At 67.6% G+C, this 24,553-nt stretch carries 21 protein-coding genes and 1 tRNA gene; 12 read left to right on the forward strand and 10 right to left on the reverse strand.

Going from position 1 to position 24,553, the window contains the following annotated elements; translation table 11 throughout:
- Positions 1-77 precede the first annotated feature (77 nt).
- The 3 genes from EVJ50_RS12300 to EVJ50_RS12310 all read right to left on the reverse strand — a co-directional run bounded on the left by EVJ50_RS12300 (position 78) and on the right by EVJ50_RS12310 (position 1,148).
- Positions 78-149 (reverse strand) — tRNA-Asn (locus tag EVJ50_RS12300).
- A 50-nt stretch (positions 150-199) separates the two neighbouring features.
- Positions 200-880, reverse strand: a complete 681-nt coding sequence (locus EVJ50_RS12305; protein ID WP_225322932.1) for an ABC transporter ATP-binding protein — start codon at positions 878-880, stop codon at positions 200-202.
- 4 nt (positions 881-884) lie between these two features.
- Complete coding sequence (locus EVJ50_RS12310) at positions 885-1,148, reverse strand: hypothetical protein (RefSeq protein WP_150884314.1); 264 nt, start codon at positions 1,146-1,148, stop codon at positions 885-887.
- 168 nt (positions 1,149-1,316) lie between these two features.
- Here EVJ50_RS12310 and psbD point away from each other — a divergent pair, with 168 nt between their 5' ends.
- Together psbD and EVJ50_RS12320 are read left to right on the forward strand one after the other, a co-directional pair.
- Entirely contained in the window at positions 1,317-2,372 is a 1,056-nt protein-coding gene (gene psbD / locus EVJ50_RS12315) for a photosystem II D2 protein (photosystem q(a) protein) (protein WP_006041823.1), read from the forward strand.
- Between the two features lie 167 nt (positions 2,373-2,539).
- Positions 2,540-3,526, forward strand: coding sequence for a pectate lyase (locus EVJ50_RS12320; protein ID WP_150884315.1), 987 nt, complete (start codon positions 2,540-2,542; stop codon positions 3,524-3,526).
- A 179-nt stretch (positions 3,527-3,705) separates the two neighbouring features.
- Here the strand turns inward: EVJ50_RS12320 and EVJ50_RS12325 are convergent, their stop codons facing one another.
- A complete protein-coding gene (locus tag EVJ50_RS12325; protein WP_150884316.1) occupies positions 3,706-4,740 on the reverse strand; it encodes a glycosyltransferase family 2 protein in 1,035 nt (344 codons plus the stop codon).
- A gap of 442 nt (positions 4,741-5,182) precedes the next feature.
- Here EVJ50_RS12325 and EVJ50_RS12330 point away from each other — a divergent pair, with 442 nt between their 5' ends.
- Positions 5,183-6,745 carry a DUF2079 domain-containing protein gene (locus tag EVJ50_RS12330; protein ID WP_225322933.1) on the forward strand — a complete coding sequence of 521 codons (1,563 nt, stop codon included), beginning with the start codon at positions 5,183-5,185 and terminating at the stop codon, positions 6,743-6,745.
- Between the two features lie 383 nt (positions 6,746-7,128).
- Here the strand turns inward: EVJ50_RS12330 and EVJ50_RS12335 are convergent, their stop codons facing one another.
- The 5 genes from EVJ50_RS12335 to EVJ50_RS14720 all read right to left on the reverse strand — a co-directional run bounded on the left by EVJ50_RS12335 (position 7,129) and on the right by EVJ50_RS14720 (position 13,089).
- Complete coding sequence (locus EVJ50_RS12335) at positions 7,129-8,775, reverse strand: DUF2079 domain-containing protein (RefSeq protein ID WP_150884318.1); 1,647 nt, start codon at positions 8,773-8,775, stop codon at positions 7,129-7,131.
- Positions 8,772-9,356 carry a hypothetical protein gene (locus tag EVJ50_RS12340; protein ID WP_150884319.1) on the reverse strand — a complete coding sequence of 195 codons (585 nt, stop codon included), beginning with the start codon at positions 9,354-9,356 and terminating at the stop codon, positions 8,772-8,774. The genes EVJ50_RS12335 and EVJ50_RS12340 overlap by 4 nt, the downstream gene beginning before the upstream one ends.
- A 65-nt stretch (positions 9,357-9,421) precedes the next feature.
- A complete protein-coding gene (locus tag EVJ50_RS12345) occupies positions 9,422-10,309 on the reverse strand; it encodes a glycosyltransferase family 39 protein (RefSeq protein WP_150884320.1) in 888 nt (295 codons plus the stop codon).
- Complete coding sequence (locus EVJ50_RS12350) at positions 10,306-11,457, reverse strand: glycosyltransferase family 2 protein (RefSeq protein ID WP_150884321.1); 1,152 nt, start codon at positions 11,455-11,457, stop codon at positions 10,306-10,308. Before EVJ50_RS12350 ends, EVJ50_RS12345 begins: the two co-directional genes overlap by 4 nt.
- 39 nt (positions 11,458-11,496) lie before the next feature.
- Complete coding sequence (locus EVJ50_RS14720) at positions 11,497-13,089, reverse strand: glycosyltransferase family 39 protein (RefSeq protein ID WP_191964773.1); 1,593 nt, start codon at positions 13,087-13,089, stop codon at positions 11,497-11,499.
- A gap of 166 nt (positions 13,090-13,255) precedes the next feature.
- Here EVJ50_RS14720 and EVJ50_RS12360 point away from each other — a divergent pair, with 166 nt between their 5' ends.
- The 8 genes from EVJ50_RS12360 (at position 13,256) to EVJ50_RS12390 (ending at position 22,991) form a co-directional block, all read left to right on the forward strand.
- Complete coding sequence (locus EVJ50_RS12360; RefSeq protein WP_150884322.1) at positions 13,256-14,959, forward strand: iron uptake porin; 1,704 nt, start codon at positions 13,256-13,258, stop codon at positions 14,957-14,959.
- Positions 14,960-15,312: 353 nt separating this feature from the next.
- Positions 15,313-17,130 carry an iron uptake porin gene (locus tag EVJ50_RS12365; RefSeq protein WP_150884323.1) on the forward strand — a complete coding sequence of 606 codons (1,818 nt, stop codon included), beginning with the start codon at positions 15,313-15,315 and terminating at the stop codon, positions 17,128-17,130.
- Between the two features lie 200 nt (positions 17,131-17,330).
- Positions 17,331-18,719 (forward strand): iron uptake porin, encoded by a 1,389-nt coding sequence (locus tag EVJ50_RS12370; RefSeq protein WP_191964774.1) that lies wholly within the window; start codon positions 17,331-17,333, stop codon positions 18,717-18,719.
- Between the two features lie 57 nt (positions 18,720-18,776).
- Positions 18,777-19,079, forward strand: a complete 303-nt coding sequence (locus EVJ50_RS15410) for a carbohydrate porin (protein ID WP_150884325.1) — start codon at positions 18,777-18,779, stop codon at positions 19,077-19,079.
- Between the two features lie 62 nt (positions 19,080-19,141).
- Positions 19,142-20,107 carry a cysteine synthase A gene (gene cysK / locus EVJ50_RS12380; RefSeq protein WP_150884326.1) on the forward strand — a complete coding sequence of 322 codons (966 nt, stop codon included), beginning with the start codon at positions 19,142-19,144 and terminating at the stop codon, positions 20,105-20,107.
- The gene (locus EVJ50_RS12385; RefSeq protein ID WP_191964775.1) at positions 20,107-20,805 is read left to right on the forward strand and encodes a J domain-containing protein; all 699 of its coding nucleotides are present in this window, start codon (positions 20,107-20,109) and stop codon (positions 20,803-20,805) included. Before cysK ends, EVJ50_RS12385 begins: the two co-directional genes overlap by 1 nt.
- Before the next feature lie 18 nt (positions 20,806-20,823).
- On the forward strand, positions 20,824-21,102 hold the full coding sequence (locus EVJ50_RS15415) for a hypothetical protein (protein WP_370455503.1): 279 nt from the start codon (positions 20,824-20,826) through the stop codon (positions 21,100-21,102).
- The gene (locus tag EVJ50_RS12390; RefSeq protein ID WP_370455504.1) at positions 21,099-22,991 is read left to right on the forward strand and encodes a 4-amino-4-deoxy-L-arabinose transferase; all 1,893 of its coding nucleotides are present in this window, start codon (positions 21,099-21,101) and stop codon (positions 22,989-22,991) included. The genes EVJ50_RS15415 and EVJ50_RS12390 overlap by 4 nt, the downstream gene beginning before the upstream one ends.
- Here the strand turns inward: EVJ50_RS12390 and EVJ50_RS12395 are convergent.
- A complete protein-coding gene (locus EVJ50_RS12395; RefSeq protein WP_150884327.1) occupies positions 22,964-23,209 on the reverse strand; it encodes an NAD(P)H-quinone oxidoreductase subunit O in 246 nt (81 codons plus the stop codon). The genes EVJ50_RS12390 and EVJ50_RS12395 overlap by 28 nt on opposite strands.
- Positions 23,210-23,262: 53 nt before the next feature.
- On the opposite strand from EVJ50_RS12395, the gene EVJ50_RS12400 reads away from it, so the two are divergent.
- Positions 23,263-24,537 (forward strand): cation:proton antiporter, encoded by a 1,275-nt coding sequence (locus EVJ50_RS12400; protein ID WP_150884328.1) that lies wholly within the window; start codon positions 23,263-23,265, stop codon positions 24,535-24,537.
- Positions 24,538-24,553 lie beyond the last annotated feature (16 nt).

Genomic DNA, 24,553 nt, shown 5'->3' on the forward strand with positions numbered 1-24,553 from the left:
GCGGGCCGCGCTCCGCCGACGCTCGCCGGGCTCGCCCAAGAAAAAAGCCACGGCGGAGCCGTGGCCTGCAACTGCAACTCCCCGGGCGGGATTCGAACCTGCGACCAATCGATTAACAGTCGACCGCTCTACCGCTGAGCTACCGAGGAATCAGCGTGGCCAATGATACCTCCTGGCGGTGCGCCTCCAGCCCGTGGGCTCAGCCCCCCGGGCGCTTCAGGCCGCTCCGCAGCGCGGCGCCGCTTCGCCATGGCCCCAGCCGTCCCGACTCCATCAGTGCCGCCCCGTGGCAGCGGTCCAGCTCCTCCAGGCGATGGGTGATCCAGAGGGCCGTGATCGGGTGGTCCCCCCGTTCACACAGGCCCAGGATCACATCGAGCACATCGCCCTGGTGCTCCGGGTCAAGCAGGGCGGTCGGCTCGTCGAGCAGCAGCAGATCGCCATCCCCGGCCAGGGCTCCGGCGATGGCGAGCCTCTGCTTCTGCCCGCCGCTGAGGGTGTGGATCGGTCGCTCCTCGAAGCCGGCCAGGCCCACATCCGCCAGGGCCCGGCTCACCCGGGCCTCCGTCTCATGTCTTGAAAGCGTGGCTGGCATGCCCAGCTGCAGGTCGCTGCTGCAGGTGGGGAGCAGGAGCTGGTGATCGGGATTCTGGAAGACGAGAGCGGGCTTGCCTGTGGAGTGGACCGTGCCCGCATCGGGGCTGATCAGGCCGGCGATCACCCGGAACAGCGTGCTCTTGCCGCAGCCGTTGCGGCCCACGATCATCCAGAGGCCGGGGCCGGGCAGGCGGGTGCTGCAGCCGGAGAGGGCGGGCCGACCCGATGGCCAGTGGAACGTCACCGACTCCAGTACGAGCGGAGCGGTTGCGGCTGAGGTCAACGGTTCAGCTGTCGAGGCTGAAGCCGGGCCGGCGCACACCGCCACCGGTGCTGGATTTCTCGTACATCTGAACCGCCACGATCTCGCTGCTGAGCAGGCAGACCCGTTTCTCCTCGTCCTTCTCGCAGCTGAGGTTCAGCAGGCGGGGCTGCTGGTTCTCGAGGGCCTGGCGGACCTCGGCGAACAGCCCCTCGGCGGCGTCCCGCTCCTTGCGCTGCACCGAGAAGGGCATGGGACTGAGCTTCAGGCTCATCTCGATGACGTACACGGTGCGTCCACGGCAGGGGGCGCCCACTCTGGCGAATCACCGGCAGGCCATCGCGCGGGAAGCCGGCTGAGTACTTCTGCTCATCGGGGCCGGCGGAAGGGCGGCAGCCCTGCACGGCCCCGCTCAGCTCTCTAGTATCACCGCTGTAAAGCTTCATGAAGCTCACTCATGACGATCGCTGTAGGGCGCGCGCCACAGCGGGGATGGTTTGACGTCCTCGATGACTGGTTGAAGCGCGACCGCTTTGTTTTTGTCGGCTGGTCCGGCATCCTGCTGTTCCCGACCGCCTACCTGGCGATCGGCGGCTGGCTGACCGGCACGACCTTCGTGACCTCCTGGTACACGCACGGAATTGCGTCGTCGTACCTGGAGGGTTGCAACTTCCTGACCGCGGCGGTGAGCACACCGGCCGACGCGATGGGCCACAGCCTGCTGCTGCTCTGGGGCCCTGAGGCCCAGGGCGATTTTGTGCGCTGGTGCCAGCTGGGAGGCCTGTGGGCCTTCGTGGCGCTGCACGGCGCCTTCGCGCTGATCGGCTTCATGCTGCGTCAGTTCGAGATTGCCCGTCTGGTGGGCATCCGCCCGTACAACGCGATTGCCTTCTCAGGCCCGATCGCGGTGTTCGTGAGCGTGTTCCTGATGTATCCGCTGGGCCAGAGCAGCTGGTTCTTCGCGCCGAGCTTCGGCGTGGCGGCGATTTTCCGCTTCCTGCTGTTCCTGCAGGGCTTCCACAACTGGACGCTGAACCCGTTCCACATGATGGGCGTGGCCGGCATTCTGGGTGGCGCGCTGTTGTGCGCGATCCACGGAGCCACGGTGGAGAACACGCTGTTCGAGGACGGCGAGCAGGCCAACACCTTCAAGGCGTTCGAGCCGACGCAGGAGGAGGAGACCTACTCGATGGTGACGGCCAACCGTTTCTGGAGCCAGATTTTCGGGATTGCGTTCTCGAACAAGCGCTGGCTGCACTTCTTCATGCTGTTCGTGCCTGTGATGGGCCTGTGGACGAGCTCGATCGGGATCATCGGTCTGGCGCTGAACCTGCGTGCGTATGACTTCGTGTCGCAGGAGATCCGTGCAGCAGAGGATCCTGAGTTCGAGACGTTCTACACCAAGAACATTCTGCTGAATGAAGGTCTGCGTGCCTGGATGGCACCAGCGGACCAACCGCACGAAAACTTCGTCTTCCCTGAAGAGGTTCTGCCCCGCGGTAACGCCCTCTGATCACCAGAGAGTGTCCAACTCCGTTCTCTCGGCCCCCGTAAGGGGGCTTATTTGTTGGCTGATCCAAATCGGGGTGACGTGCACCCCGGAAATCGCTCCAGGGTGAACAAGGCCGTTTGCAGTAGCGTCCGAGAACAGCCTGTACTGCTTGATTGGGTGAGCCTCCCATGCTCGATGTCTACGGCTCCAGCCAGCCGCCGGAGCGATCTGCTGCTCCCGGGGAGTTGATCCGGCGGCAGCGACTCGTTCAGCGTCTGATCGGCTTGGTTCTGTGCTTCGGTGGCAGCGCTCTTGTTGTGGCCTCTGGCGTGAAAGCGATGTTGTCGATCACGCAGGGCCTTCCCTGGACCGGAGAAGTTCCCCTCGCGATCGCCGGAACGGTGGTCGTGTCGCTGGGGATCGGTGCAGGCCGATCACGACAGCTGGCGCTGTTGCTTGGGGGCCTGAGCAGGCGGGCGCGCAAGAGAAGGGCCTTCGTGGTCGCGGTGGTCGCGGTGGCTTTGGTGGCATGCATGGTTGGCATGAAGCTCTCTGTTGGCAGTGTCTCTCGATACAAGCGCCTGCTTGGCGAGGGCGGCTTGATTGAGTACGGCCAGGTTCTTCTGCTGGCTGCGTCAGCCTGGTGCACCGCTCTCATTGCCAAAGACTGTTTCCGCCGACTTGGCTTGCGGGCCTTGGGGACGGCCAGCGCCGTTGCATCGTTTGGCCTTGCTTTTCTCGTGATGGAGGAGCTGGCATGGGGGCAAGTCTTGTTTGGCTGGCAGACTCCGGAGGGAATCGCCAATGTCAATGCGCAGAATCAAACAACATTCCATAATCTTGACGTCTTTCAGTCGTCCCTGGACGTCTCCTTTTTTCTGTTGATGCTTGCGCTCCTGATTGTCATCGTGGTTCAGCCTTTCGGTTCATACCCGACGTCTCAGGATGGTCTCAGTCCCAAAGCCGTGGGTGCTCTCCTTTTGCCTCCACGCTACTTCTGGCCGCTTGGCCTGGTGTCAGTCCTGATCTCCCTGTTCGTCGCCAGTAAAGGCGCGCCAACAATCATCTTTAATCGTGATCAGGAGTGGGCCGAGTTGGTCTTTTATCTTGTGCTCGCATTGGCCTCTCTTCGAGGCTACATCTTGTTGGGTGGGATGAATCGGTCCGCTGAGTGAGTGCAGTTCCAGGTGAGGCATCAGGCCTTGGCCATTGCACAACCGGCTGGTATGCCAGCAACACGGCTCATGGCAGGCGCTGTCAACGCACCACTAAGTGAGTCATCTCCAGCCGACGGCTCTCATTGTTGTGCAGGGGCGCTCAGCACGTCTCACTGCGTCAAACTCGCAGGGCAGTGTCATCGTCTGTCGCTGGCGCTTGGGCGAAATCCTTCAGCCTCCGGGAAGGCCTGGCTGATGACGTAGTGAGGGCGTTGCTTGACTTCGATGAATATTCTGCCAACATATTCTCCCAGGATGCCAATCCCCAGAAGCTGAAGTCCCCCTAGAAAAGTGACCGCTGTGAACACTGAGGCGTAGCCCGGAACATCGCGCCCACTCAGCAGCGTCTGGATGGTGACATTCAGGCCAAGGGTGAACGAGATGACCGTGAACAGGAGGCCGATATAGCTCCATACTCTCAGTGCTGACGTCGAGAAGCCAAACAGTCCGTCAAGAGCGTAGTTCCACAGCTTCCAGTACGCCCACTTTCCTGATCCATGGGCTCGGTGGTCTCTTTTGTAATAGAGAGGGTCCTGCCTGAAGCCAGACCATGCGAAGAAGCCCTTTGAGAAGCGAACACTCTCGCGACACGAGCGGATCGCCTGGACGGCTCGATTGTCCAGCAGGCGAAAGTCGCTGGAGTCAAGCTGAATGCTGAGCTTCGAGGTCGATCGGAAGAGTCGATAAAAGATCTTTGCCGTCAGCTGCTTCAGCCAAGTGTCCGATTCCCGGTTGGAGCGCACGCAATTGACGACCTGCGTCCCCTGTCTCCACATGGACACCATTGCGGGGATGATCTCAGGTGGATCCTGAAGGTCGGCGTCAATAAGAATGCAGGCGTCGTCGAATGCTCTGTCCAACCCGGCAAGCAGTGCCGCCTCCTTGCCGAAGTTCCTGGAGAGTTCAAGGGCGGTTCCCTCGCACCATGCGTGATGAAGGGCAAACAGGCGGATGGCTTCAGAATACGTATCGTCCGTGCTTCCATCGCTGATCACAAGCAGCCTCCAGCGACAGTCGTCCACCAAGGCGCAGGCCGCTTTCAGCCGCTGGAACAAGTGGGGCAGATTCCTGGATTCGTTGAAGCATGGCACAATGATCGAGATCAGGTCTGTTGCCAGTTTCTCCGGGTGATCGCCCTGATCATCGGGGCAACCTGGATCAGAGAGTGCCATGATTCCCAGCTCTGGAGTCAGAACGGTAGGCGCTTACTGATCCTAGACTTGATGGGTATGCCTCTCGCCTGAGAGCAAGACGACGGCGACAGAGATGGTCATGGAGCTTGGATCGTTCCTGACCAAGCGCTGGAGGAAACTGCAGCTGGGCTCGCTGCGTGATGCCAACGCGCTTTCTCGCTCTCTCGAGCTGTCACAGCAATCGTCCCGATGCAGCCTCAGCACGTCACCGCGTAGACGAGATGACGTCGTATCGCCTCATTCGCTTGCCTGTCGTTGCTGCTGTGCTTCCACACTCGCCTCGAGCCTGTTGAGCCGATGTCCAACCAAGTCCGTTCCAGACCATCCCTATCCTGCTCGGACCTTGAGTCAGGTCTGCATGAACGACCCCAGCCCATCAGGAGTGAACCGGCGTTGGCGCCTGCCTGCTCCAGTGATGGCCATGGCGGGAGCGTTCTTTCTGCTTTGCCTTGCGATTCAGATCTGGCGTCTTGAGAGCCTCACGGCCACCTACGACCAGGCGCTATTCCTGCAGGAACTCTGGTCCACAGCCCAGGGGCGTCCCTTTGAGAGCACCCTGTCATCCGTGCTGTCGGCACCGGTGAAGCTTGGTGGTGATCTTCCCTGGGTTGGCTACCTCCACCTGGGCCAGCACTCCAACGTCCTCACGCTGCTGGTGGCGCCGCTGGTGGTGGTGCTCGGTGCCTGGGCGCTGCCGTTGACGCAGGTGACCGTGCTGACGGCGTCAGGATTGGTGCTCTGGCGGATCGCTGCCAGGCGGTTGCCTGAATCGCTTGCCCTCTGGATCACGGCCGCCTATTTCCTCAGCGGAGCGGTGATCGGTCCGGCGATCGAGAACTTCCACGATCTCATCTGGCTGCCTCTGTTCGGTTTCCTTGTGGTGGAGGGGTTGCTGGAACGGAAGCACCGGCAGGTGGTCATCAGCGCGCTGCTGCTTCTGTTGGTGCGGGAAGACAGCGGCCTGGTGCTGTTCTCCATTGGGCTCTGGGCTCTGGTGCGTCAGCCGGGGGAGCGCCGGATGGGAATGAGCCTGATGGTGGCGGCCTTTCTCTGGGTGGTGCTGGTCACGGGCTGGATCCAGCCGATGGTCGATTCCTCGCTGTCTGATCGCTTCCTTCAGGAGAAGTTCGGGCATCTGGTGGAGGACGTGTCGGGCGGCACCCTCTCGGTGCTGCTCGGCATGGTTCGGAACCCTCTGGCTCTGCTGAAGACCCTGGGCTCCCCGCCCGGGGCGACGCTCGCTTTCCTTCTCGCGCTGACCCTGCCGCTGCTGTTCATCCCGCTGCTCTCGATCGATTCGGCATTGCTTGTGGCGGCCCCGCTGTTCATTGCTCTGGTGTCGCAGGGGCGTTCGGCCCTGTCTCCGACGCTGCGGTACGTGATGGCCGTGGTGCCGGGGCTCTATCTCGGCGCCATCCTCTGGTGGCAGCGCCATCGTGCGCTCTGGTCCCGGCGCTGGATCCGCCGCTGCTGGACCGGGCTCCTCTCCCTTGGGCTGGTTCTGACGGTGGTCGGGAACCCCAATCGAAGCTTCTCTGCCCTGGTTCCGGACAGTTTTTCGCCCTGGGTGCACATCACGCCGGCCGACATGCTCCAACGGCGCGCTGCTGCGCTTGACGCGGTGGCCACGATCCCCCGGCAGGCCAGCGTTTCGGCCGATACGCCGCTGTTGCCGCTGCTGGCGCAACGCGAAGTGGCGATTCGGTTCCCGAAGTTCACCCGCTATCGCGACCGTGAGGGCGTGCCTCACTATGTGGACTGGGTGGTGGCGTTTCCCGGCTTCTACAGGCCTTACATGCCCCTGTTCCGAGACGAAACCCAGGCCTTCAAGCGCATCGGCGAGCGGATTCGCGCAGCGCTCAGGGATGGTGACTATCAGCTGGCCTACTGCAAGGACGGTGCCCTGGTGCTGAGCCGGGAACCGGTGTCTGATCCGCCGCCCGCCACCTGCCTTGACCGGGCGCTGGCCCCACCCGGCACCTGACGCGCCCTACGGCCACTTCCGTTACATTGAGCGGGTTCCGTCAGCAGTGGAGTGATCCGACCCCCCGGGGCCTGATCGCACGCTCCGCCGGCTGTCATTCATTCCCAATCTGGAGGAGGTGCCCGTGAGTCACAGTTGTTGCAAGCAGGGTCTGCTGATCGCGGAGAACGCCGTCTGACCACGGCATCGAGTCCTTCGATCATTCGGTTCCGTGCCATAGCGGACCCGGCGAGAGCCCCCTGGTCCTCTGGATCAGGGGGCATCGTTTTGGCTGATCAGGGGGCAGTGGTTCGACCGATTGACGTCCCCTGAGGTCAACCGCCGATTCCCAGAGGCTTGCTGCCGGGCCGTCTCGCTGTGAGCCGTTCACGCTGCAGCGGGGATCAGACCTCCGCCTGAAGCCGAGAGAGCAATCGCTTCAGATCCGCGTCCGCCTGCCCGGCTTCGGCGTCGTCCGGCGGATGGCGGCGGTGCTGCAGCACCACCACGCCGTCCTCGACGCGCAGCGGCCGGTAACGGTCGCTCAACTCGACAAGGGTGCGGATCGCCCTCTCCAGCTTGCGTCGGTCGCTGGGGAAGGCCCGGCCGTAATGGCGCAGCCAGCCCAGATCCACGGCGATCCAGTCCACCTCCCGCTCGATGCCCTGCCGGTCGCGATAGCGGTGTCCACGGGGAAAGCGCACCAGGGCCGGCCGTTGCGCCAGCCAGGGCACCAGCGGCGTGTTCGCCGAAACAGAGGCGTCCGGCGGGATCACCGCCAGGGCCCGCTGTGCCGCCCGGCCGTGCTGCCACTGGCGCGCCGGTGAGCTGTAGACCCAGGGCTGGATGCTGTCGGGGATCAGAAACGAGAGGCTGCGGTTCGGGTTGCTGGTGAGGGTGAAGAGCAGCGAGAGAACGATGCAGCCGAGCCACAGCGAACGCCAGCGCCGGGCCGGGACCCTGCCGCCGCGGCGGTGCCACCAGAACACCGTGCCGCTGAACAGGCCGGGCACCACCAGCAGGGTGTAGCGGATGTTGATCGAGAGGGGGTCGTTGTCCCCCTGGGCCAGGAACAGCCCCAGCAAGCTGGGGCCGGCCAGCAGCCAGCTGTCGATCGACACGAGCGGCACCAGCGCCAGCGGCAGGCTCTGGCCCAGCAGATAGAGCAGGGTCTGCAGCGGCGGCGACACCAGCTCCCGCAGCACCAGCACCGGCTGTGCCAGCACGTGGCCCAGCACCTCCAGGCTGCTGGCCTGATCCCTTTCGCCCAGGTACTGGCCGAAGTTCTCGACCATGAAGCGGCGCGAGCTGTCTTCGCTGAACAGGGGCATCAGCACCGTGGTGCAGAGCAGCACCCAGCCACCTCCGTAGAGGGCGAGCAGGAGAGCCAGCCGCCAGCGCTCGCGCTGCCGCACCAGCATCCAGATGGCGACGGCCACCAGCAGCACGCCGGTGTCCTCCCGGATCAGAGGGATCACCAGCGCTGCGATGGCGATGAGCCAGGTGCGCTGCTGGCGCAGGCCCAGCATCAGGGCGAAGAAGGCCAGCGGCAACTGGCAGAGGTCGGTGAAGTTGCCGAGGGTGGGCCCGATCAGGGCGTTGGCGCCGAAGTACGACCAGGCCACGAGGCGGGCCAGGACAGGGGCCAACAGGATTTCGGCCAGCCGGTGCAGCACCAGGCCCGCCCCGGTGATCAGACCCACCTGCACCAGCGGCAGGGCCCAGGCCCCCAGCAGCGCCACCAGCGGCGCCCAGAGCGCCAGCATCGGTGTGAAGTGCTGGCCAAGCCTCCGGTAGCCCAGCACAGGCAGGGCTCCGTCGTGAACCACCGGTGTCGAGAGCTGGGACGAGAGCGTGCTCTCGAACCAGTGGCCCCGGGCCGTGTTCCAGAGCACCTGGAGGAAGATGCCCTGGTCGTAGCTGGCCGTGAGCACCTGCAGCCGCCACCAGTGCAGAGCCAGGGCCGTGATCGCGAAGAGGGCCGCCACCAGCCAGACCCGTCGTCGTTCGCGCTGCCGTTCCAGCCCGGTCCCGGTCGCCGGGTCCCTCATGGCCGACCCGCCGCCGCCAGAGGGATCACGTAGCTGCGGTCCTCCGCCGCGCAACCCGGTGCTGCGGCGCCCTCCGGGCAGAGCAGGTCCCGCAGCTCACTGCGCTGGCCGGAGTCGAGAGGGGCATGGCTTTCCTGCACCTCCCAGCTGCCGGCGATGTGGGTGGCGCCGGCCTCTTGCCACTCCTGCAGTCGGTCGGGGCTGACCCGGCCCGCCCGGGTCAGCCAGCCCTTGCGGTGAGCGAGGTACAGCAACGTGGGATCGCTGCCGGTCACGCTCACGATCCGCTCGTCGGGGGCGGTGTGGTGTTGGATCAGCTCTGCGCTGTGCCAGACGGGCTGCCGCTGGGGTGCTTCCACCCGCCAGTAGTCGATGGTCAGGATGGTGAGGCTGATCAGCAGCCAGACCCCCAGCAGCAGCGCCGGGCCGCGGCGTAAACCCCGTGCGGCCGCCAGCGCCTGCCAGCGCAGCCAGCCGAGGCCGATCAGGGGGCAGGCGAACAGCATCAGCGGGAGCTGGTAGTACTCATGCACAGCGCTGGATTCGGGTGCCAGGGCCCCGGCGGCCAGTACCGCCGCCATCCCGGCCAGCAGCAGCCGCCTGGCCTCCCGCGATCCCGACGCTCCGATCCCCGGGCCCAGCGGCCTCAGGGGAGCCAGGATCCCCGCCCCAGCAGGGGAAGGCCGATCACGGCGAGGTTGCGCACCGTTATCCGCAGAAGCAGGTCCCCCCAGTAGCGAGGCGACGCTAAATCGATCCAGCTGTAGCGGTTCGCCTCGGCGCCCCAGAACCCGAAGCTCAGGCCCGTGCTCTGCCCCAGCTGGTGGGCATGGGCATACCAGGCGGCGGTGACGAGGGCGGCGCTCAGACCGAACAGCCAGGGGAGCGGCCGCAGCGGGATGCGGCGCCAGGAGGGCGCATCCCAGCTGAGCAACAGCAGCAGAGGCAGCCCCAGCCAGACCACGGGCAGCAGCTTGACCAGCAGGCAGCCGCTGAAGCCCAGCCAGCAGAACAGCAGATCGCGGCGCCGGCCCCGATCCCTCCAGGCCAGCGCCCGCTCCAGGCACCAGGCCGCCAGCAGCATCAGGGTGGCCTCCGGCTGCACGGTGCGTCCGTAAAACACCGGGATCGGCAGGAACGCATAGCTCAGGGCACCCCACCAGCCGGCCCGTGCCCCCAGCAGGCGCTCCCCGATCCGCGCCACCAGAACGATCGTGAGCACACTGGCCAGCACCGAGAGCCCCCGGGCCAGCCAGACCTGCACGCCGCTCAGCTGGTACAGCAGGGCCACCGCCCACGAGTAGATGGGGAAATCGGTTTCGGCGAATCCCGGCCCGGCTCCGCTCCAGTCGACACGGGGCAGCCACAGCGCCATGCCCTGCTCGAGATAGTTGCGGGCGATGGCGGCGGTGTCGGCCTGCCGCCAGCTGTGCACGCCGAGGATCGGCGCCTGCAGGTTCACCAGCCGCAGCGCCAGGCCGAGACCGAGCGGGATCCACAGCGGCGGCGCGGTGCCTCGGGACGCGGGGCTCATGGCTGGTGCCAGACAAAGCGGGAGGAGGCGGCGTACTTCCAGACGAAATCCACCGTGATCCCGGCCAGCAGCGCCAGCAGGGCCGCACCGCTGAAGCGTTCGAACACCACGCTGGCCACACTGATGTTGGCGATCATGCCAAGCGAGCTCACCAGCAGGAACTTCAGCAGTCCGATCAGCAGCCCTCGTCCTTTCAGGCGCAGGCGCCGGAACGTGAGCGCGTTGTTGATCAGGTAGTTGGAGCTGGCGGCGGCGATCACCGCCGAGATCTGAGCCGTGAGGAAGGCCCCATGCACGCTGCTTTGGCCGCTCTGCTGCACCTGGCCGTAGACGAGGCCGAAGATCAGCAGGTGCACGGCGACACCGCTGAGACCCACCAGTCCGAAGCTCACCGCCCGGCGCGGAATCAGCCGCAGGCAGAGGCTGTGGACCATCGACACGGCCAGATCCCAGACCACGGCGTTGTCGAGCTTGGAGACCCCCTCCTGCCGCGGGGCGAACTGAAGCGGAATCTCCTCAACCCGCAGCCGGCCGCCGCTCACCGCCAGCAGCTCATAGAGGAACTTGAATCCCTGCACGTCCACCCGCCGCACCAGCGGCAACAGGGACGGCCGCAGCGCGAAGAACCCGCTCATGGCATCAGAGACGCCGCTGTAGGCCGGCAGGGTCCAGCGGGCGGCCCGGTTCGCCAGCCGTGAGTTGGCCTGTCGCTGCCGGCTCAGCCCCTGCAGGCTGGCCCGGGGATGGAAGCGGCTTCCCACCACCAGATCGGGTGCGGCCGATTCCGGCCCGCCCCTGATCAGGGCGTCCAGAGCCTGCTCCACCGCCGCCGGCTCATGCTGACCGTCGCAGTCCATCACCACCAGCCAGTCACCGCTGGCGTTGAGCAGGCCCTCCTTGATCGCCCCCGCCAGGCCGCTGCGGCCCAGCCGCAGCACCAGCCGCACACGGTCGTCGTCATGGGCGATGCGGCGCACCAGATCGGCAGTGCCGTCGCTGGAATCGTCGTCGACGAAGATCAGCTCCAGCTGCCAGCGCCGCCGCAGGTAGGCCAGGGCCTCAACGATCGGGGCCACGTTGGCCCGCTCGTTGTAGGTGGGCAGCACGATCGATACCCGCGTTCCAACGCCTGGATCCGAAGGGGCCATGGCCTCAGGGCAGCGGGGGAGCGGTGGCACCCTCGCAGCTCAGCAGCTCCCACCCGCCCGAGCTGGCCACCGGCAGGCAGTCTTCGGGGGATCCTCATCGGTGCCGGCCGGCCCCATCAGCAGCCAGGCCGCCGGTTCGCTCTGACGGTGGCGGCGGATCCGTTGTCCGGCATACCAGTTGAGGCTCGGGCGCTCATCGTGGCCCAGCAGGGCCACCGGTTCCTTCACGCTGAGGGCCAGCGCCGCCGGAGCCTGCACCGGCCAGGTCTCCTGCAGTTCCCAGAGCCACAGCGGCCCCTGCAGCAGCACCGCCAGCCCCAGCACGCTGCCACCCGTCAGGGCGGCGGCGCCGATGCGGCGACGGCTGAGGCGGTTGGCCAGCAGCAGCAGGCCGCCGGAACTCCAGCCCAGGCCGCAGGCCAGGGCCACGCCGACCAGCTCACCCGGCAGTGGGATCCAGCCCAGGCCTGTGCCTGCGGCGGCCAGCAGCAGCAGCACGCCCAGGCCCAGCCACACCTTTGGCACCTGCAGCAGCAGTCCGCGCCAGGGCGGAGCCGCCGGTGGATGTGGCTGCTCGATCAGCCAGGCCAGCACAGGGCCGCAGAGGACTGCGAAGGGGAGCCAGAGGGGATGGCTGTACCAGGGCAGCTGGGTCTTCAGGGGCAGGATCGACGCCGCCAGCACCATCTGCAGCGCGAGGGCCCAGCGGCCCCAGCGGCTGTTTCGCTGCTGCCAGGCCCAGGCCAGAGCGACGGGCCAGAGCAGCAGCCAGGGCCAGCCGCCCTCCAGCAGTTCGGTGAGCGGCACGCGCCAGCCCAGGTCGCTGCCCTCACCGGCATCCAGCAGCACCCGGCCGGCCCCGTCGCCGCCCCAGAGCCAGAGGGCATCGCCCCCCCGCACCGCTCCATGCCAGAGGTGCCAGGCCAGCCCGGGCAGCAGCCCGGCGCCCAGCCAGCCGAGCCCCTGCGGCCGCCAGCGGCGGCGCTCCTCACCGCTGGCCAGCAGGGGCAGGGCCGCGGCGACGGCCACCGGAAGCAGCAGCGGTGCCTTGAGCAGCAGCATGCCGCTGCCCGCGAGGCCGGCCGTCAGGGCGCGCCGCCGGTCCGCCCGCGAGCGATCGATGCTCAGCAGCTGCCACCAGAGCAGTCCGATCAGGCTCAGCTGCGTGCCGTCGAGCATGGCCAGCCGGCCGTGGCGGGCCAGCGGCAGCAGGGTGAGCAGGATCGCGGCCGTGGCCAGTGCCGCTGCTCGCTCACCGGGGCGCAGCCGCCACTGGATCAGGCCGCCCAGCGGCACCACCAGGGTTGAGAGCAGGGCCGGGATCAGCCGCACCCATCCCTCCGGCGGCGGTTCCAGGCCCGGCCAGGCCCGCAGCAGCAGGGCAATCAGTCCGTGCAGGCCCGGGGGCTTGTTGAGGTAGGGCTGGTCCCAGAGGGTGGGCAACAGCACCGCCGTGCCCTCGGTGCGGCTCAGCTCCAGCGCCACCCGCGCCACGGTGGCCTCGTCCCAGTCGCGCAGCGGCGGATCCCCCAGGCCCGGCAGCGCCAGCAGGCAGCCCACGACCCACAGCAGCAGGAGGCCCGGGACCAGCGAGCAGGCCGGCTGGGCTGGTTCAGCGCTCGCCACGGCCACGGCTCGGGTACGGAAGGGCCCCAGCTTCTCTCGCCCGGGGCCTGCACCCGGGGGTGTGCCTTTGACGACCGGCCAAGGTGCCTAGTGGCACAGACCCTCTGCCGACCCGGGTCTCCGTCCGCAACATTTGTGTCGGCGCCATGCGCCACTTCTGTGTGAGGACCCCATGAAACTCTTCCAGCGACTGCTGGTGGCACCTGCGGCCCTGGGCCTTCTGGCTCCTGTGGCCGCCGGTGTGGCCGGCAGCGCCAACGCCTCCGAGCTGAACCTGGACGGCGTCGGCGACTACTCCAGCTCCCGTGAGCAGGTCACCAGCATCTCCCAGTTCTCGGACGTCTACCCGACCGACTGGGCCTACCAGGCGCTCTCGAACCTGATCGAGCGCTACGGCTGCGTGGCCGGCTATCCGGACGGCACCTACCGCGGCGGCCGTGCCATGACCCGCTTCGAGGCGGCGGCACTGCTGAACGCCTGCCTGGATCGGATCACCGAGGTGACCGACGAACTCAAGCGCCTGATGAAGGAGTTCGAGAAGGAACTCGCCATCCTCAAGGGCCGCGTCGATGGCCTCGAGGCCCGCGTGGGTGAGCTGGAGGCCAACCAGTTCTCCACCACCACCAAACTCAATGGTGTCGCCTACATGGTGATCGGCGCCAACAGCTTCGGCGGTGACGCTGAGCAAGGCGCGCGAGATCTCGTCCTCGGCACCAACGCCTCTGATGGCGATGGTGGTTTCGTGACCAAAGGCTTTGGTTCCGATCGTGCTGAGGCTGCCGCTGCTGCCTCCGGTGGCACGGTCTTCAACTACGACCTCCGGATCGATCTGGACACCAGCTTCACCGGTAAGGACCTGCTGCGGACCCGTCTGCGCGCCGGCAACTTCGGCGACTCTCCCTTCGGTGGCGGCGGCTATGTGGGCCTGACCGGCATGGAGGTTGCGTTTGAGGAAGACGGCGACGACACCGTCAACATCAACCGCCTCTTCTACCAGTTCCCCGTCGGTGAGAACTGGACGGTGACGGCCGGTGCTCGTGTCCGTCAGGACGACATGCTGGCTGTGTGGCCTTCGGCTTACCCCGATGACACCATCCTCGACATCTTCACCTACGCCGGTGCTCCGGGTGCCTACAACCTGACCCTCGGCGGAGGCGGTGGTCTCTGGTGGGAGAGCGGCGACTTCAGCATCAGCGCCCTGTATGTGTCGGGTAACGCCGACGACGGCAACCCCAACACCGGCGGTATCGCCACGGACGGCGCTGCCAGCACCGGTACCGTTCAGCTGGCCTATGCACCCAGCAACTGGGGACTGGCTGCGGCCTACACCTACAGCTCCGGCGACAATGGCGCCGGCATCTACGCAGGCAACGGCACTCCTCTGGCCAACACCCTTTCGGCCGCTGGCCGCACCAATGCCGTTGGTGTGAGCGCCTGGTGGGAGCCCGAGAACCCGGGCTGGATCCCTGGCATCAGCGCAGGCTGGGGTCTGAACAGTGTCGACACCAACGACGACACCGCGTTCGGTACCATCATCGACAGTGGTACGTCCCAGTCCTGGTACGTGGGTCTCCAGTGGAAGGATGCCTTCCTCAAGGGCAACACCCTTGGCATGGCTGTGGGTCAGGCCACCTTCGTCACCAACCTCGAAGTTGACGACGACTTCGACGATGTCCTCACCGACTGGGCTGGCGACGGCAACTACGCCTGGGAGTGGTGGTACAAGTTCCAGGTGACCGACAACATCTCGCTCACCCCCGCCATCTACTACCTCAGCCGCCCCTACGGTCAGCTGACCAACGGCACCATTGACGGTGATCGCGACGACACCTTCAACAACTTCGGTGGCCTTGTGAAGGCAACCTTCAAGTTCTGATCATCACCGGACCAAGAGCAGCATTGCCCTGCTCTTGATCACCGTTCGATCAACTATGAGCCCGGCAATCGCCGGGCTTTTCTGTTGGCCTGGATCGAATGCCCAGTCTGTTGCTTGCGTTGAGCCTGGGCGGCTTGACGACCTTGCTGTTTGGCTCCATTCTGAGTCTGCTTCAGTTGACAGTCTGCGGCACGTGGCAGACTTCAAGGAATCAGAAGTTAAGGCCAGTTAAAGATGAGTTTGTGCGTTCTTGATGGACGCAGTCTCAGCTGGAATGCCTGCAATCTTTGTTATTCCAGATAAGGTGTTGGCGGGCATTTTTGCCCGCAATCTTCAATTGGTGTGAGGACCCAATGAAACTCTTCCAGCGTCTGCTGGTTGCTCCCGCTGCCCTGGGCCTGCTGGCTCCCGTGGCGGCCGGGCTGCCCAGTGCCGCTTCCGCCGGTGAGCTGAACCTCGATGGAGTCAGTGCTTACAGTGTTGACGAGGAGGATCTGGAATACGACCAGGTCACCAGCATCTCCCAGTTTTCGGACGTCTACCCGACCGACTGGGCCTACCAGGCGCTCTCGAACCTGATCGAGCGCTACGGCTGCGTGGCCGGCTATCCGGACGGCACCTACCGCGGCGGCCGTGCCATGACCCGCTTCGAGGCGGCGGCACTGCTGAACGCCTGCCTGGATCGGATCACTGAGGTGACCGACGAACTCAAGCGCCTGATGAAGGAGTTCGAGAAGGAACTCGCCATCCTCAAGGGCCGCGTCGACGGCCTCGAGGCCCGCGTGGGTGAGCTGGAGGCCACCCAGTTCTCCACCACCACCGTGCTCAAGGGCAAGAACACCTTTGTGATGGGTGCGGTGAACGGCTCGGGCGACAACCCCGATGGCACCCTCGACAGCTACCTGCTGGCCGGTGGCCGCCAGGAGGAACTCTTCCCTGCGGTGGGCTCGGATGAGTACAACGCGGAGGAAGGCGCCTTCACCTTCAGCTACGACGCCCGCATCGAGCTGAAGACCAGCTTCACCGGCAAGGACCTGCTGTTCACCCGCCTGCGCGCCAACAACTTCGACAACGCCTTCAACGGCGACGGTCTGGCCGGCAACCTGACCAAGCTGGACATCGCGGACGACACCAGCAATACCGTCAAGATCAACCGTCTATACTACAAGTTCCCGCTTGGCGATTCCTTCACGGCCATCGTCGGCCCGGTGGCCCGGAACACGGAATCCCTGGCCATGAAGCCGTCGGTCTACGGCAAGAAGGGCGACAAGATCCTTGATTTCTTCGGTGGCACCTGGGGCACCCCCGGTGTCTACAACAAGGAGACCGGTGGCCTGATCGGTGCCTACTGGAAGCAGAAGGTCGACAAGGGAGATCCTGCCTTCAGCGTGTCGGTCAACTACGTGGCCGACAGCGGTGAAGCCAGCGACGGCAACCCCAACACCGGCGGCTTCATGACCGATAACTCCGAGGGCAACATCCTTGCCCAGCTGGGTTACGGCAACAAGCAGTGGGGCCTGGCCCTGGGCTATCGCTACGGCCAGTGCCAGGCGAAGTTCCGCAACGGCACCGACTTCGTGGCGGCCAACAGCTTCTGGCAGGACTGCGAGAAGATCACCGACATCACGGTGGATGCCGACGGCAACTTCGATGGCTTCGAGCGGGGCGGCCGCAGCGACGCCGATTCCCACAGCTTCGCGGTGAACGCCTACTGGCAGCCGAAGGAGGCCGGCTGGATTCCCTCCATCAGCGTCGGCTGGGCCATCTCCTCGCTCAACGGCAAGCAGGTGGATCTGGATTCCGACAGCTATACCTACATCCTCAACGGCACCAGCTACACGGTGGATGCCGATGACATCGAGGATCGCGTGCCCAACGAGTTCCAGAGCTGGATGGTCGGCCTGCAGTGGCGCGACGTGTTCATCGAAGGCAACGACCTCGGCTTCGCCGTGGGTCAGCCCCAGTTCGTGACCTCGCTCAAGGGCGGTGACACCCCCTTCGATGGCAACTACGCCTGGGAGCTCTGGTATCAGTTCCAGGTGACCGACAACATCGCCATCACTCCGGCGCTGTTCTACCTGAGCCGCCCGCAGGGCAACCTCACCGGCCCCACCTACGACAACAACTTCTCCGTCTTCGGCGGCCTGGTTCAGACCACCTTCAAGTTCTGAAGCGCGGTTCCTGAACCCTCCTCACACACACCGGCCCCTCCCTCGTGGAGGGGCTTTTTCTTGGCGCCCTCCAGGCACGTGGCGCAGCATGGGCCCGAGTTCTGGCCAGGCGTGCCATGACAGCGGCAGGCGCCGTCCCCGATGCAGCGGCTGCGGGCCCGGGTCTGCCTGGTCCCATCCGTCCTCTGTGGGCTGGTGCCGTGCTGGCTCTGGCCCTGTTGCCGCAGGCTGGGGCCAGGGAGCTCAACCTGAGTGCCATCGAGACGTATGCCGGGCCTCCGGAGCCGGATGCGGCCTCCCGCACTTCCGGCGAGCGGCGGCTGAGCGCCTCGGACGAGCAGGCCCTCACCCGCCTGATCGAGCGCAGTGGCTGCGCGGCCCGCCTCCCGGATGGCCCCGGCCGGGATGGCCGTGCCCTGACCCGCTTCGAGGCCGCGGCCGTCCTCAACGTCTGCCTGCCTCAGATCGCCGCGGTGTCGGACGACCTCAGGCCCCTGATCCGTGCGTTCGAGCCGGAACTGGCGATCCTCAGGGGCCGGGCGGACGGTCTCGACGCGCGCCTGGGTGAACTGGAGGCGAGCCGGTTCTCCACCACCACTGTTCTCAATGCTTCGACCAGCGGCGTGCTCGGGGCGGTGTCGGCGTCGGGCGACGACCCCCGGGGTCGACTCGACAGCGCGCTGCCGGCCGGGAGCGTGCCATCGGAGCTGTTCCCGGCCCTGGGGGCCTCGGCCTACAACGCGGAGGAGGGTGCGCTGGTGTTCAGCACCGACCTGAGCATCACGCAGACCACGAGCTTCAGCGGAAGGGACCGGCTCCTCTTCCGCATGCACGCCAACAACTTCAACAACGCTTTCAACGGTCGGGGGCTGCCCGGCCGGCTCACGAATCTGGTGGTCTCGGATGACACCGAGGGTGTGGTGAAGGTGAACCGCCTGCACTACACCGTGCCCCTCAACGACACGCTCACCGCTTATGTCGGTGCCCGGGCCCGCAACACCGAATCGATCGCCCTGATTCCGTCCGTCTATGGCAAGAACGGAGAGAGGATTCTCGACTTCTTCGGCGGAGTCTGGGGGGCGCCTGCGGTCTACAACAAGGCGACCGGTGCCCTGATCGGCCTCAGCTGGGAGCAGCCCGTCACCGCAGGCCAGCCGGGCTGGAGTCTGTCGGCCAATGTCGTGACGCCGAGCAACCGCGCCAGCCGGGGGGAGTCCGGCTCTGGAGGGGTTCTCAGCGAGAACGCGGCGGCCTCCCTGCTGGCGCAGCTGGCCTACGGGGGCAGCCGCTGGGGCATCGCGGCCGGCTACCGCCACGGCCAGTGCGAGTCGTCGTTCCGCACCGGCACCGACTTCGCCGCGGCCAACAGCTTCTGGCAGGACTGCCGGACGATCACCGACCTCGCCATCGCTGCCGACGGCACAGTGCAGGCGCTGCAGCGTGAGGGCCGCAGTGGCGCCCGATCCAACAGCGTGGCGCTGAACGCGTACTGGCAGCCGGAACGGGCCGGCTGGATCCCCTCCGTCAGCGCCGGCTGGGCCCTGGCCTCGCTCTCCGGGCGGCAGCTGGACCTCCAGGAGGATCGCTAAATCCTCAATCTGAACGGACGCCGCACGACACTGTCCAGCTCCGATCTCGAAGGGCGGGTGCCGGCTCAGTTCCAGAGCTGGATGGTCGGCCTGCAGTGGCGGGATGTGCTCGCCAGCGGCAACGATCTGGGGCTCGCCGTGGGCCAGCCTCAGTTCGTGACCCGGCTGAAGGGGGGCGGCACGCCCTTCGATGGCAACACCGCCTGGGAGCTCTGGTACCAGATCCAGATCTCCGATGCCATCTCGCTCACACCGGCCCTCTTCTATCTGAGCCGTCCGCAGGGCAATCTGACCGGACCGGCCGGCCGGAACCGCTTCTCGGTGTTCGGGGGCCTGGTGCAGACCGTCTTCCGGTTCTGATCGCCCGGTCCCCGTTCCTCCGGCCCCACCGCTATTCCCCCGGTGTCCCGCACGACCCGACCATGGCCATCGCCTCCGACATCACGGCTCTGGTGGGCCGCACGCCGCTGGTGCGCCTCAACCGGATTCCCGCCGCCGAAGGCTGCCGGGCCGAACTGGTGGCCAAGCTGGAGAGCTTCAATCCCACCGCCTCGGTGAAGGACCGCATCGCCGGGGCGATGGTGGAGGCGGCGGAGCGGGAGGGACGACTCCTGCCGGGTCATTCCGTGCTGGTGGAGCCCACCAGCGGCAACACCGGCATTGCTCTGGCCATGGTGGCCGCCGCGCGGGGCTACCGGCTCATTCTCACCATGCCCGACACGATGAGCGTGGAGCGGCGGGCCATGCTGCGGGCCTACGGAGCCGAGCTGCAGCTCACGCCCGGCCAGGACGGCATGGCCGGCGCGATCGAGCGGGCCCGCGAGCTGGTGGAGTCGATCCCGGGAGCCGTGCAGCTGGAGCAGTTCACCAATCCCGCCAATCCGGCCGTGCACGCGGCCACCACCGCCGAGGAGATCTGGGCCGACTGCGACGGGCAGCTCGATGCCCTGGTGGCGGGCGTGGGCACCGGCGGCACCCTGACCGGCTGCGCCGGCGTGCTGCGAGCGCGCCGTCCAGCGCTGCACATGGTGGCGGTGGAGCCGGAGGCCAGCGCCGTGCTCTCCGGTGGCCCGGCCGGTCCCCATCGCATTCAGGGCATCGGCGCCGGTTTTGTTCCGCCGGTGCTCGACCGGAGCCTGATCGATGAGATCGTGACCGTCAGCGATGAGCGGGCGATGGAGATCGGACGCCGACTGGCCCGGGAGGAGGGGCTGCTGAGCGGCATCAGCAGCGGTGCCGCCGTGGCGGCGGCCCTGGCCGTGGGCTGCCGTGAGGGCATGGAGGGTCGCCGCATCGTGGTGATTCTCGCCAGCTTCGGGGAGCGCTATCTCTCCACGCCGATGTTCAGCGACGCTCCATTGAGCCCTGCGGCGGGAGCGTTGCTCTGATGGCCCCGGCGCCGCTGCCCGATCCCTATCGCGTGCTGGGTGTGCCCCGCAGCGCCAGCGGCGCGGCGATCAAGGCCGCCTACCGGTCGCTGGTGAAGCGCCATCATCCCGATGCCGGCGGTGATGAGCAGCGCATGCTCGCCATCAACGCCGCCTGGGAGGTGCTCGGCGATGGCGACCGCCGCCGGGCCTACGACCGCCGTTCGGCGCCCGCCGGCGCCGTGTCCCGTGCTGATGCTCCCGCCGGCGCCGCCGGAGCGTCCGTCCGGAGCCGTCCGCGCGCCCGGGCGGAGCAGGATGCGGACCTGGTCCGCTGGCTGCGGGTGGTGTACGCCCCGATCGATCGCCTGCTGGGCCAGGTGATCAATCCCTTCCCCGCTCACCTGCGGGACCTGGCCGCCGATCCCTACGACGACGGACTGATGGAGACCTTCTGCAGCTACCTGGAGCAGAGCCAGCGCAAGCTGGAGACCGTGGAGACCCTGTTCCGCTCCACACCCACGCCCCCGGCGGCGCGCGGATTCGGGCTGAGCCTGTACCACTGCCTCGCCCAGGTGAAGGACGCCCTGGTGGAGCTGGACCGCTACACGATGGGCTACGTGGACAGCTACCTGCGCGATGGTCGCGAGATGCTGCGCGAGGCCGGCCGCCGCCGCCGTGAGCTCAAGGCCGAGCGCCGCCGTCTGCAGGGCGCCTGAGGCGGAGCGGAACCATCCATGCGCAGCACCTCCCCGCGATCCACCCCCGACCGGGTCCGCTCCCAGCGCCCATGGGCCTTCCCGCTCGCCGTGATGGCGATCGTGCTGATCGCCACGGCCGCCGATCGCCTCTGGTGGCAGGCCAGCACCGGACTGCCGGCCTGGGATCAGGCCGACTACCTCAACAGTGCCCTGGATCACGGCCGGGCGCTGGGCTGGCTGCCCGGCGGTGGCTGGCAGGGGTGGGATGCGCTCCTGGATCTCTCCCCGAAGATCCCCCCCTGGCCTCGCTGGTGAACGCCGGTGTGATGGCGGCGGCCGGCGATCACCCTTCCCAGGCGGCCTGGAGCCTGAGCCTCTGGAACGCCCTGCTGCTGGTGGTGGTGGCCGGCTGGAGCCGGGCCCTGGCCGGCCGGGCCTTCGCCCTGCTGGCCACCGCCCTGGTGGCCCTCACCCCGGCGCTGCTGGCCCTCCGCAGCGACTACGTCCTGGAGATCCCGCTCACGGCGCTGGTGGTGCTGGCCCTCTGGCGCCTCGGGGCGTGGTGGTCACCGCTCTCCGGCGGCCGCTGGCACCAGGCGCTGCCGGCGGCCGCGGCGGTCGCGGCGGCGCTGCTGGTGAAGCAGAGCGCCCTCCTGCCCCTGCTGCCGGCCCTGCTCTGGTCCTGCACCGCAGCCGCCCGTCGGCCCGCCGGCCGGCGCCAGATCGCCGCCGGCCTGCTGCTGGTGCTCGCGGCGCTCGTTCCCTGGCTCCATCACAACTGGATCACCACGCTCGGCGGCACCAACCGAGCGGTGATCGAGTCGGCGGCGCGGGAGGGTGACCCTTCCCTGCTCTCGCTGGAGAGCTGGCTCTGGTACGCCCGTCTGCTGCCGGAGCAGGTGGGCGTCTCCATGCTCCTGGTGGGCCTCGCGGGCCTGATCGGCCTGGGCCTGATCCGCTGGCGTCGATCCGGCCTCGAGGGAGTCCTGGGGCGGCTGTGCGCCGTGGTTCCCGATCGAGACTCGCCCTGGTGGTGGCTGCTGGGCTGCCTCGCCGGTGGCTGGCTGCTCACCACCCTCAGCCCCAACAAGAGCGACCGCTACATCGCACCCCTGCTGCCGCTGGTCGTCATCCTGCTGGCCCGCGGCTGGTGGGCCTGGGGCCCGCCGCTTCGCCGGCTCGGCCGGCCTCTGCCGGTCCTGGCCCTGGCGGCGGCCCTGCTGGCGTCCGCCTGGACCGGCCTCCGCAACCAGCTCGTGCGGCTCGAGGACCGGCCCCGCGGACCGCTGGAAGCGATCGTGGCGGCGGCCGGCGGAGCGGATCCGCAGCGGCCGCCGCGGACCCTGATTGTCGTGCCGAGCACGCCGGATCTGAACCAGCACAACGTCAGCTACTTCGGTCGCCGCTCCGGCGGGCGGCTGGTCGGTCGTCAGCTGGGCAGCCATCAGGGCGAGATCGCTCCGGCGCTGGAGCGCAGCACATGGCTGGTGCTGGCCGAAGGCGACCAGGGATCGGTCTCCGAGGCCGCCCTGGAGCTGAGCCGGGCTGTGCGCGAGAGCGGCCTGTTCGAGCTGCAGGGCCGATGGCCGCGGCCGGAGGGCGGGGCCTACGAGCTCTGGCACCGCCGCGATGAGGCACCGGACCCGCCGGTCTTCGCGGAGCGCTTCCGCGGACTGGCCGCCGGCATGGCTGCCGGGCCGGCGGGTCTGGAGCCCGTGTTCGCAGAAGTGGCCGTCGAGCACATGGTCGATGGCCACAGGACCTACCGCGAAGCGGTGCGTGAGTCGGCCCGTGCCCGCCTGGAGCGGGATCCGGCCGATCGCGATGCGCTCTGGCAGCTGGCCCTTCTGGCCGTGCTCGACAACCGCCCCACCGCAGCCGGCGCGGCCTTCGCCCGGTTGGAGGCCATTGAGAGGACCTCCCCCTGGCCCAGCGCCTACGGCGCTGTGGTGGCCCTGGCCGACTGGAACCCCTGGCGTGCGCTGGCCACCGCGGATCGCGGCAGCCGCCAGGCCCCGGACGAGCCGGTGCTGCGCGGACTGCGGGAGCTGTCTGCGGTGCTGAGCGGTCGGCTCTGGCGCCTGCCCCAGGCCCGCCGCGCCATCCCCGAAGCGGCGGCCTCGGTGGAGCGCGCCCTTGCGGGTGAAACGGACCCGCAACCGGCGGCCCGGCCGACTCAGGCGGCCGGGCAGGCCTCCAGCTGAGCCACCGGCAGCCACACGTCGGGCACCGGCAGGCGCCAGCGCACCTGGGCGTGGGGACCCTTCACCACCAGCACTTCGCCCGGCCCCTCGAAGATGTAGGCCGGCGGGATGGGATCACTGGCCCGGGCCTCGATGCTGCCGTTGTAGGCCTCGCGATTCACCCGCACCAGGGCTCCCTTGCGCAGGGCCGGGGCTTTGGCGGGGGCGGGATCGGCCATGACGGGTTCTCGCGGCAGCGGCAGGCTAGAACCCACCCATCGAAGCGGCGCCCGTGGACGCAACCCTGGCCCTGTTCCTGGCCACCTTCGGTGCCCTGCTGGTGGTGGCGGTGTTCCTGGATGACATCGCCGCCCGCATCCGCCTGCCCGGGATCCTGATGGTGCTGGTGCTCGGCCTGCTGGTGGACAACCGCGTGGATCTGGCGGTTCCTCACACAGCGGCGGAGCCCAGTCCGGTGGAGCCCCTGCTCACCCTCGCCCACGCTCAGGAGATCACCCAGGTGGCCCTGGTGCTGGTTCTGTTCTTCGGTGGGCTCACCACCAACTGGCGCCAGATGCGCTCGGTGCTGCGGCCCGCCAGCCGGCTGGCCACAGCCGGCGCCCTGCTCACGGCTCTGCTGATCACCGTGGTGATCCTGGCGGCCATGGAGAGCCCCCTGCTCTCGAGACCGGTCAATCTGCCCCTGGCCCTGTTCGTGGGGGCCATGCTCTGCAGCACCGATGCCTCCGCGGTGCTCGCCCTGCTGCGGCCCCTCACCGATCGCCTGCCCAAGCGCCTGCTTGATCTGATCGAAGCCGAATCGGCCTTCAACGATCCGATGGCCGTGGTGCTGGCCGGCCTGGCGCTGGCCTTGGCCGGCGGCGATTCGGCCGAGCCGGCGGTGCTGGTGGCAGCGGTGCTGCGCCAGTTCCTGCTCGGGATCCTGCTCGGCTTCCTCGGCGGAACCCTGGCCCACCAGCTTCTGCTGAGCCGCCCCTCCATCAGCGACTCATCCCTGCTGGCGGTGGTGAGCCTGGCGCTGCTGATGCTGATCGCCGGTGGCACCGAGGCGCTGGGCGGCAGCGGACTGCTGGCGGCCTACATCGCCGGCCTGGTGATCGGCAACAGCAGCCGGCTGGACCGGGGGGTGCTCGAGGAGGCCCACGCGGGCTTCGCCAAGATGGCCGAGCTGCTGCTGTTCCTCTGCATGGGGCTGGTGGTGGCCCCCCCGGATGTGGTGCGGCTGCTGCCCATGGGCCTGGGGCTGTTCGTGCTCCTGCTGCTGGTGCGCCTGGTGATGGTGCATGGACTCCTGATGGGGGCCGGCTTTTCCGTGCCGGAGCGCCACTTCGCCTGCTGCGTGGGCCTGCGGGGTGCGGTGCCGATCGCCGTGGCGATCCAGGCCGCCGACAGCTCGATTCCCTGGGGAGCCTGGATGCCCGCCCTGGCCCTCACGGTCGTGCTGTTCGGGCTGCTGATCCAGGGGTTCACCCTGGTCCCCCTGGCCGAATGGCTCGGGCTGGCCGCGCCGCTGCCGCAACCCCGGCCGGAACCACCCCACCCCTAGCGTTGGGCCTGTCTGG

It is taken from the genome of Synechococcus sp. RSCCF101, from assembly GCF_008807075.1.
Lineage (GTDB): Bacteria > Cyanobacteriota > Cyanobacteriia > PCC-6307 > Cyanobiaceae > RSCCF101.

Coding starts and splice junctions, on each gene's coding strand:
- psbD (WP_006041823.1), top strand. CDS start 1,317: ATGACGATCGCTGTAGGGCGCGCGCCACAGCGGGGATGGTTTGACGTC.
- EVJ50_RS12320 (WP_150884315.1), top strand. CDS start 2,540: ATGCTCGATGTCTACGGCTCCAGCCAGCCGCCGGAGCGATCTGCTGCT.
- EVJ50_RS12325 (WP_150884316.1), bottom strand. CDS start 4,740: ATGGCACTCTCTGATCCAGGTTGCCCCGATGATCAGGGCGATCACCCG.
- EVJ50_RS12330 (WP_225322933.1), top strand. CDS start 5,183: ATGGCGGGAGCGTTCTTTCTGCTTTGCCTTGCGATTCAGATCTGGCGT.
- EVJ50_RS12335 (WP_150884318.1), bottom strand. CDS start 8,775: ATGAGGGACCCGGCGACCGGGACCGGGCTGGAACGGCAGCGCGAACGA.
- EVJ50_RS12340 (WP_150884319.1), bottom strand. CDS start 9,356: ATGGCGGCGGTACTGGCCGCCGGGGCCCTGGCACCCGAATCCAGCGCT.
- EVJ50_RS12345 (WP_150884320.1), bottom strand. CDS start 10,309: ATGAGCCCCGCGTCCCGAGGCACCGCGCCGCCGCTGTGGATCCCGCTC.
- EVJ50_RS12350 (WP_150884321.1), bottom strand. CDS start 11,457: ATGGCCCCTTCGGATCCAGGCGTTGGAACGCGGGTATCGATCGTGCTG.
- EVJ50_RS12360 (WP_150884322.1), top strand. CDS start 13,256: ATGAAACTCTTCCAGCGACTGCTGGTGGCACCTGCGGCCCTGGGCCTT.
- EVJ50_RS12365 (WP_150884323.1), top strand. CDS start 15,313: ATGAAACTCTTCCAGCGTCTGCTGGTTGCTCCCGCTGCCCTGGGCCTG.
- cysK (WP_150884326.1), top strand. CDS start 19,142: ATGGCCATCGCCTCCGACATCACGGCTCTGGTGGGCCGCACGCCGCTG.
- EVJ50_RS12385 (WP_191964775.1), top strand. CDS start 20,107: ATGGCCCCGGCGCCGCTGCCCGATCCCTATCGCGTGCTGGGTGTGCCC.
- EVJ50_RS15415 (WP_370455503.1), top strand. CDS start 20,824: ATGCGCAGCACCTCCCCGCGATCCACCCCCGACCGGGTCCGCTCCCAG.
- EVJ50_RS12395 (WP_150884327.1), bottom strand. CDS start 23,209: ATGGCCGATCCCGCCCCCGCCAAAGCCCCGGCCCTGCGCAAGGGAGCC.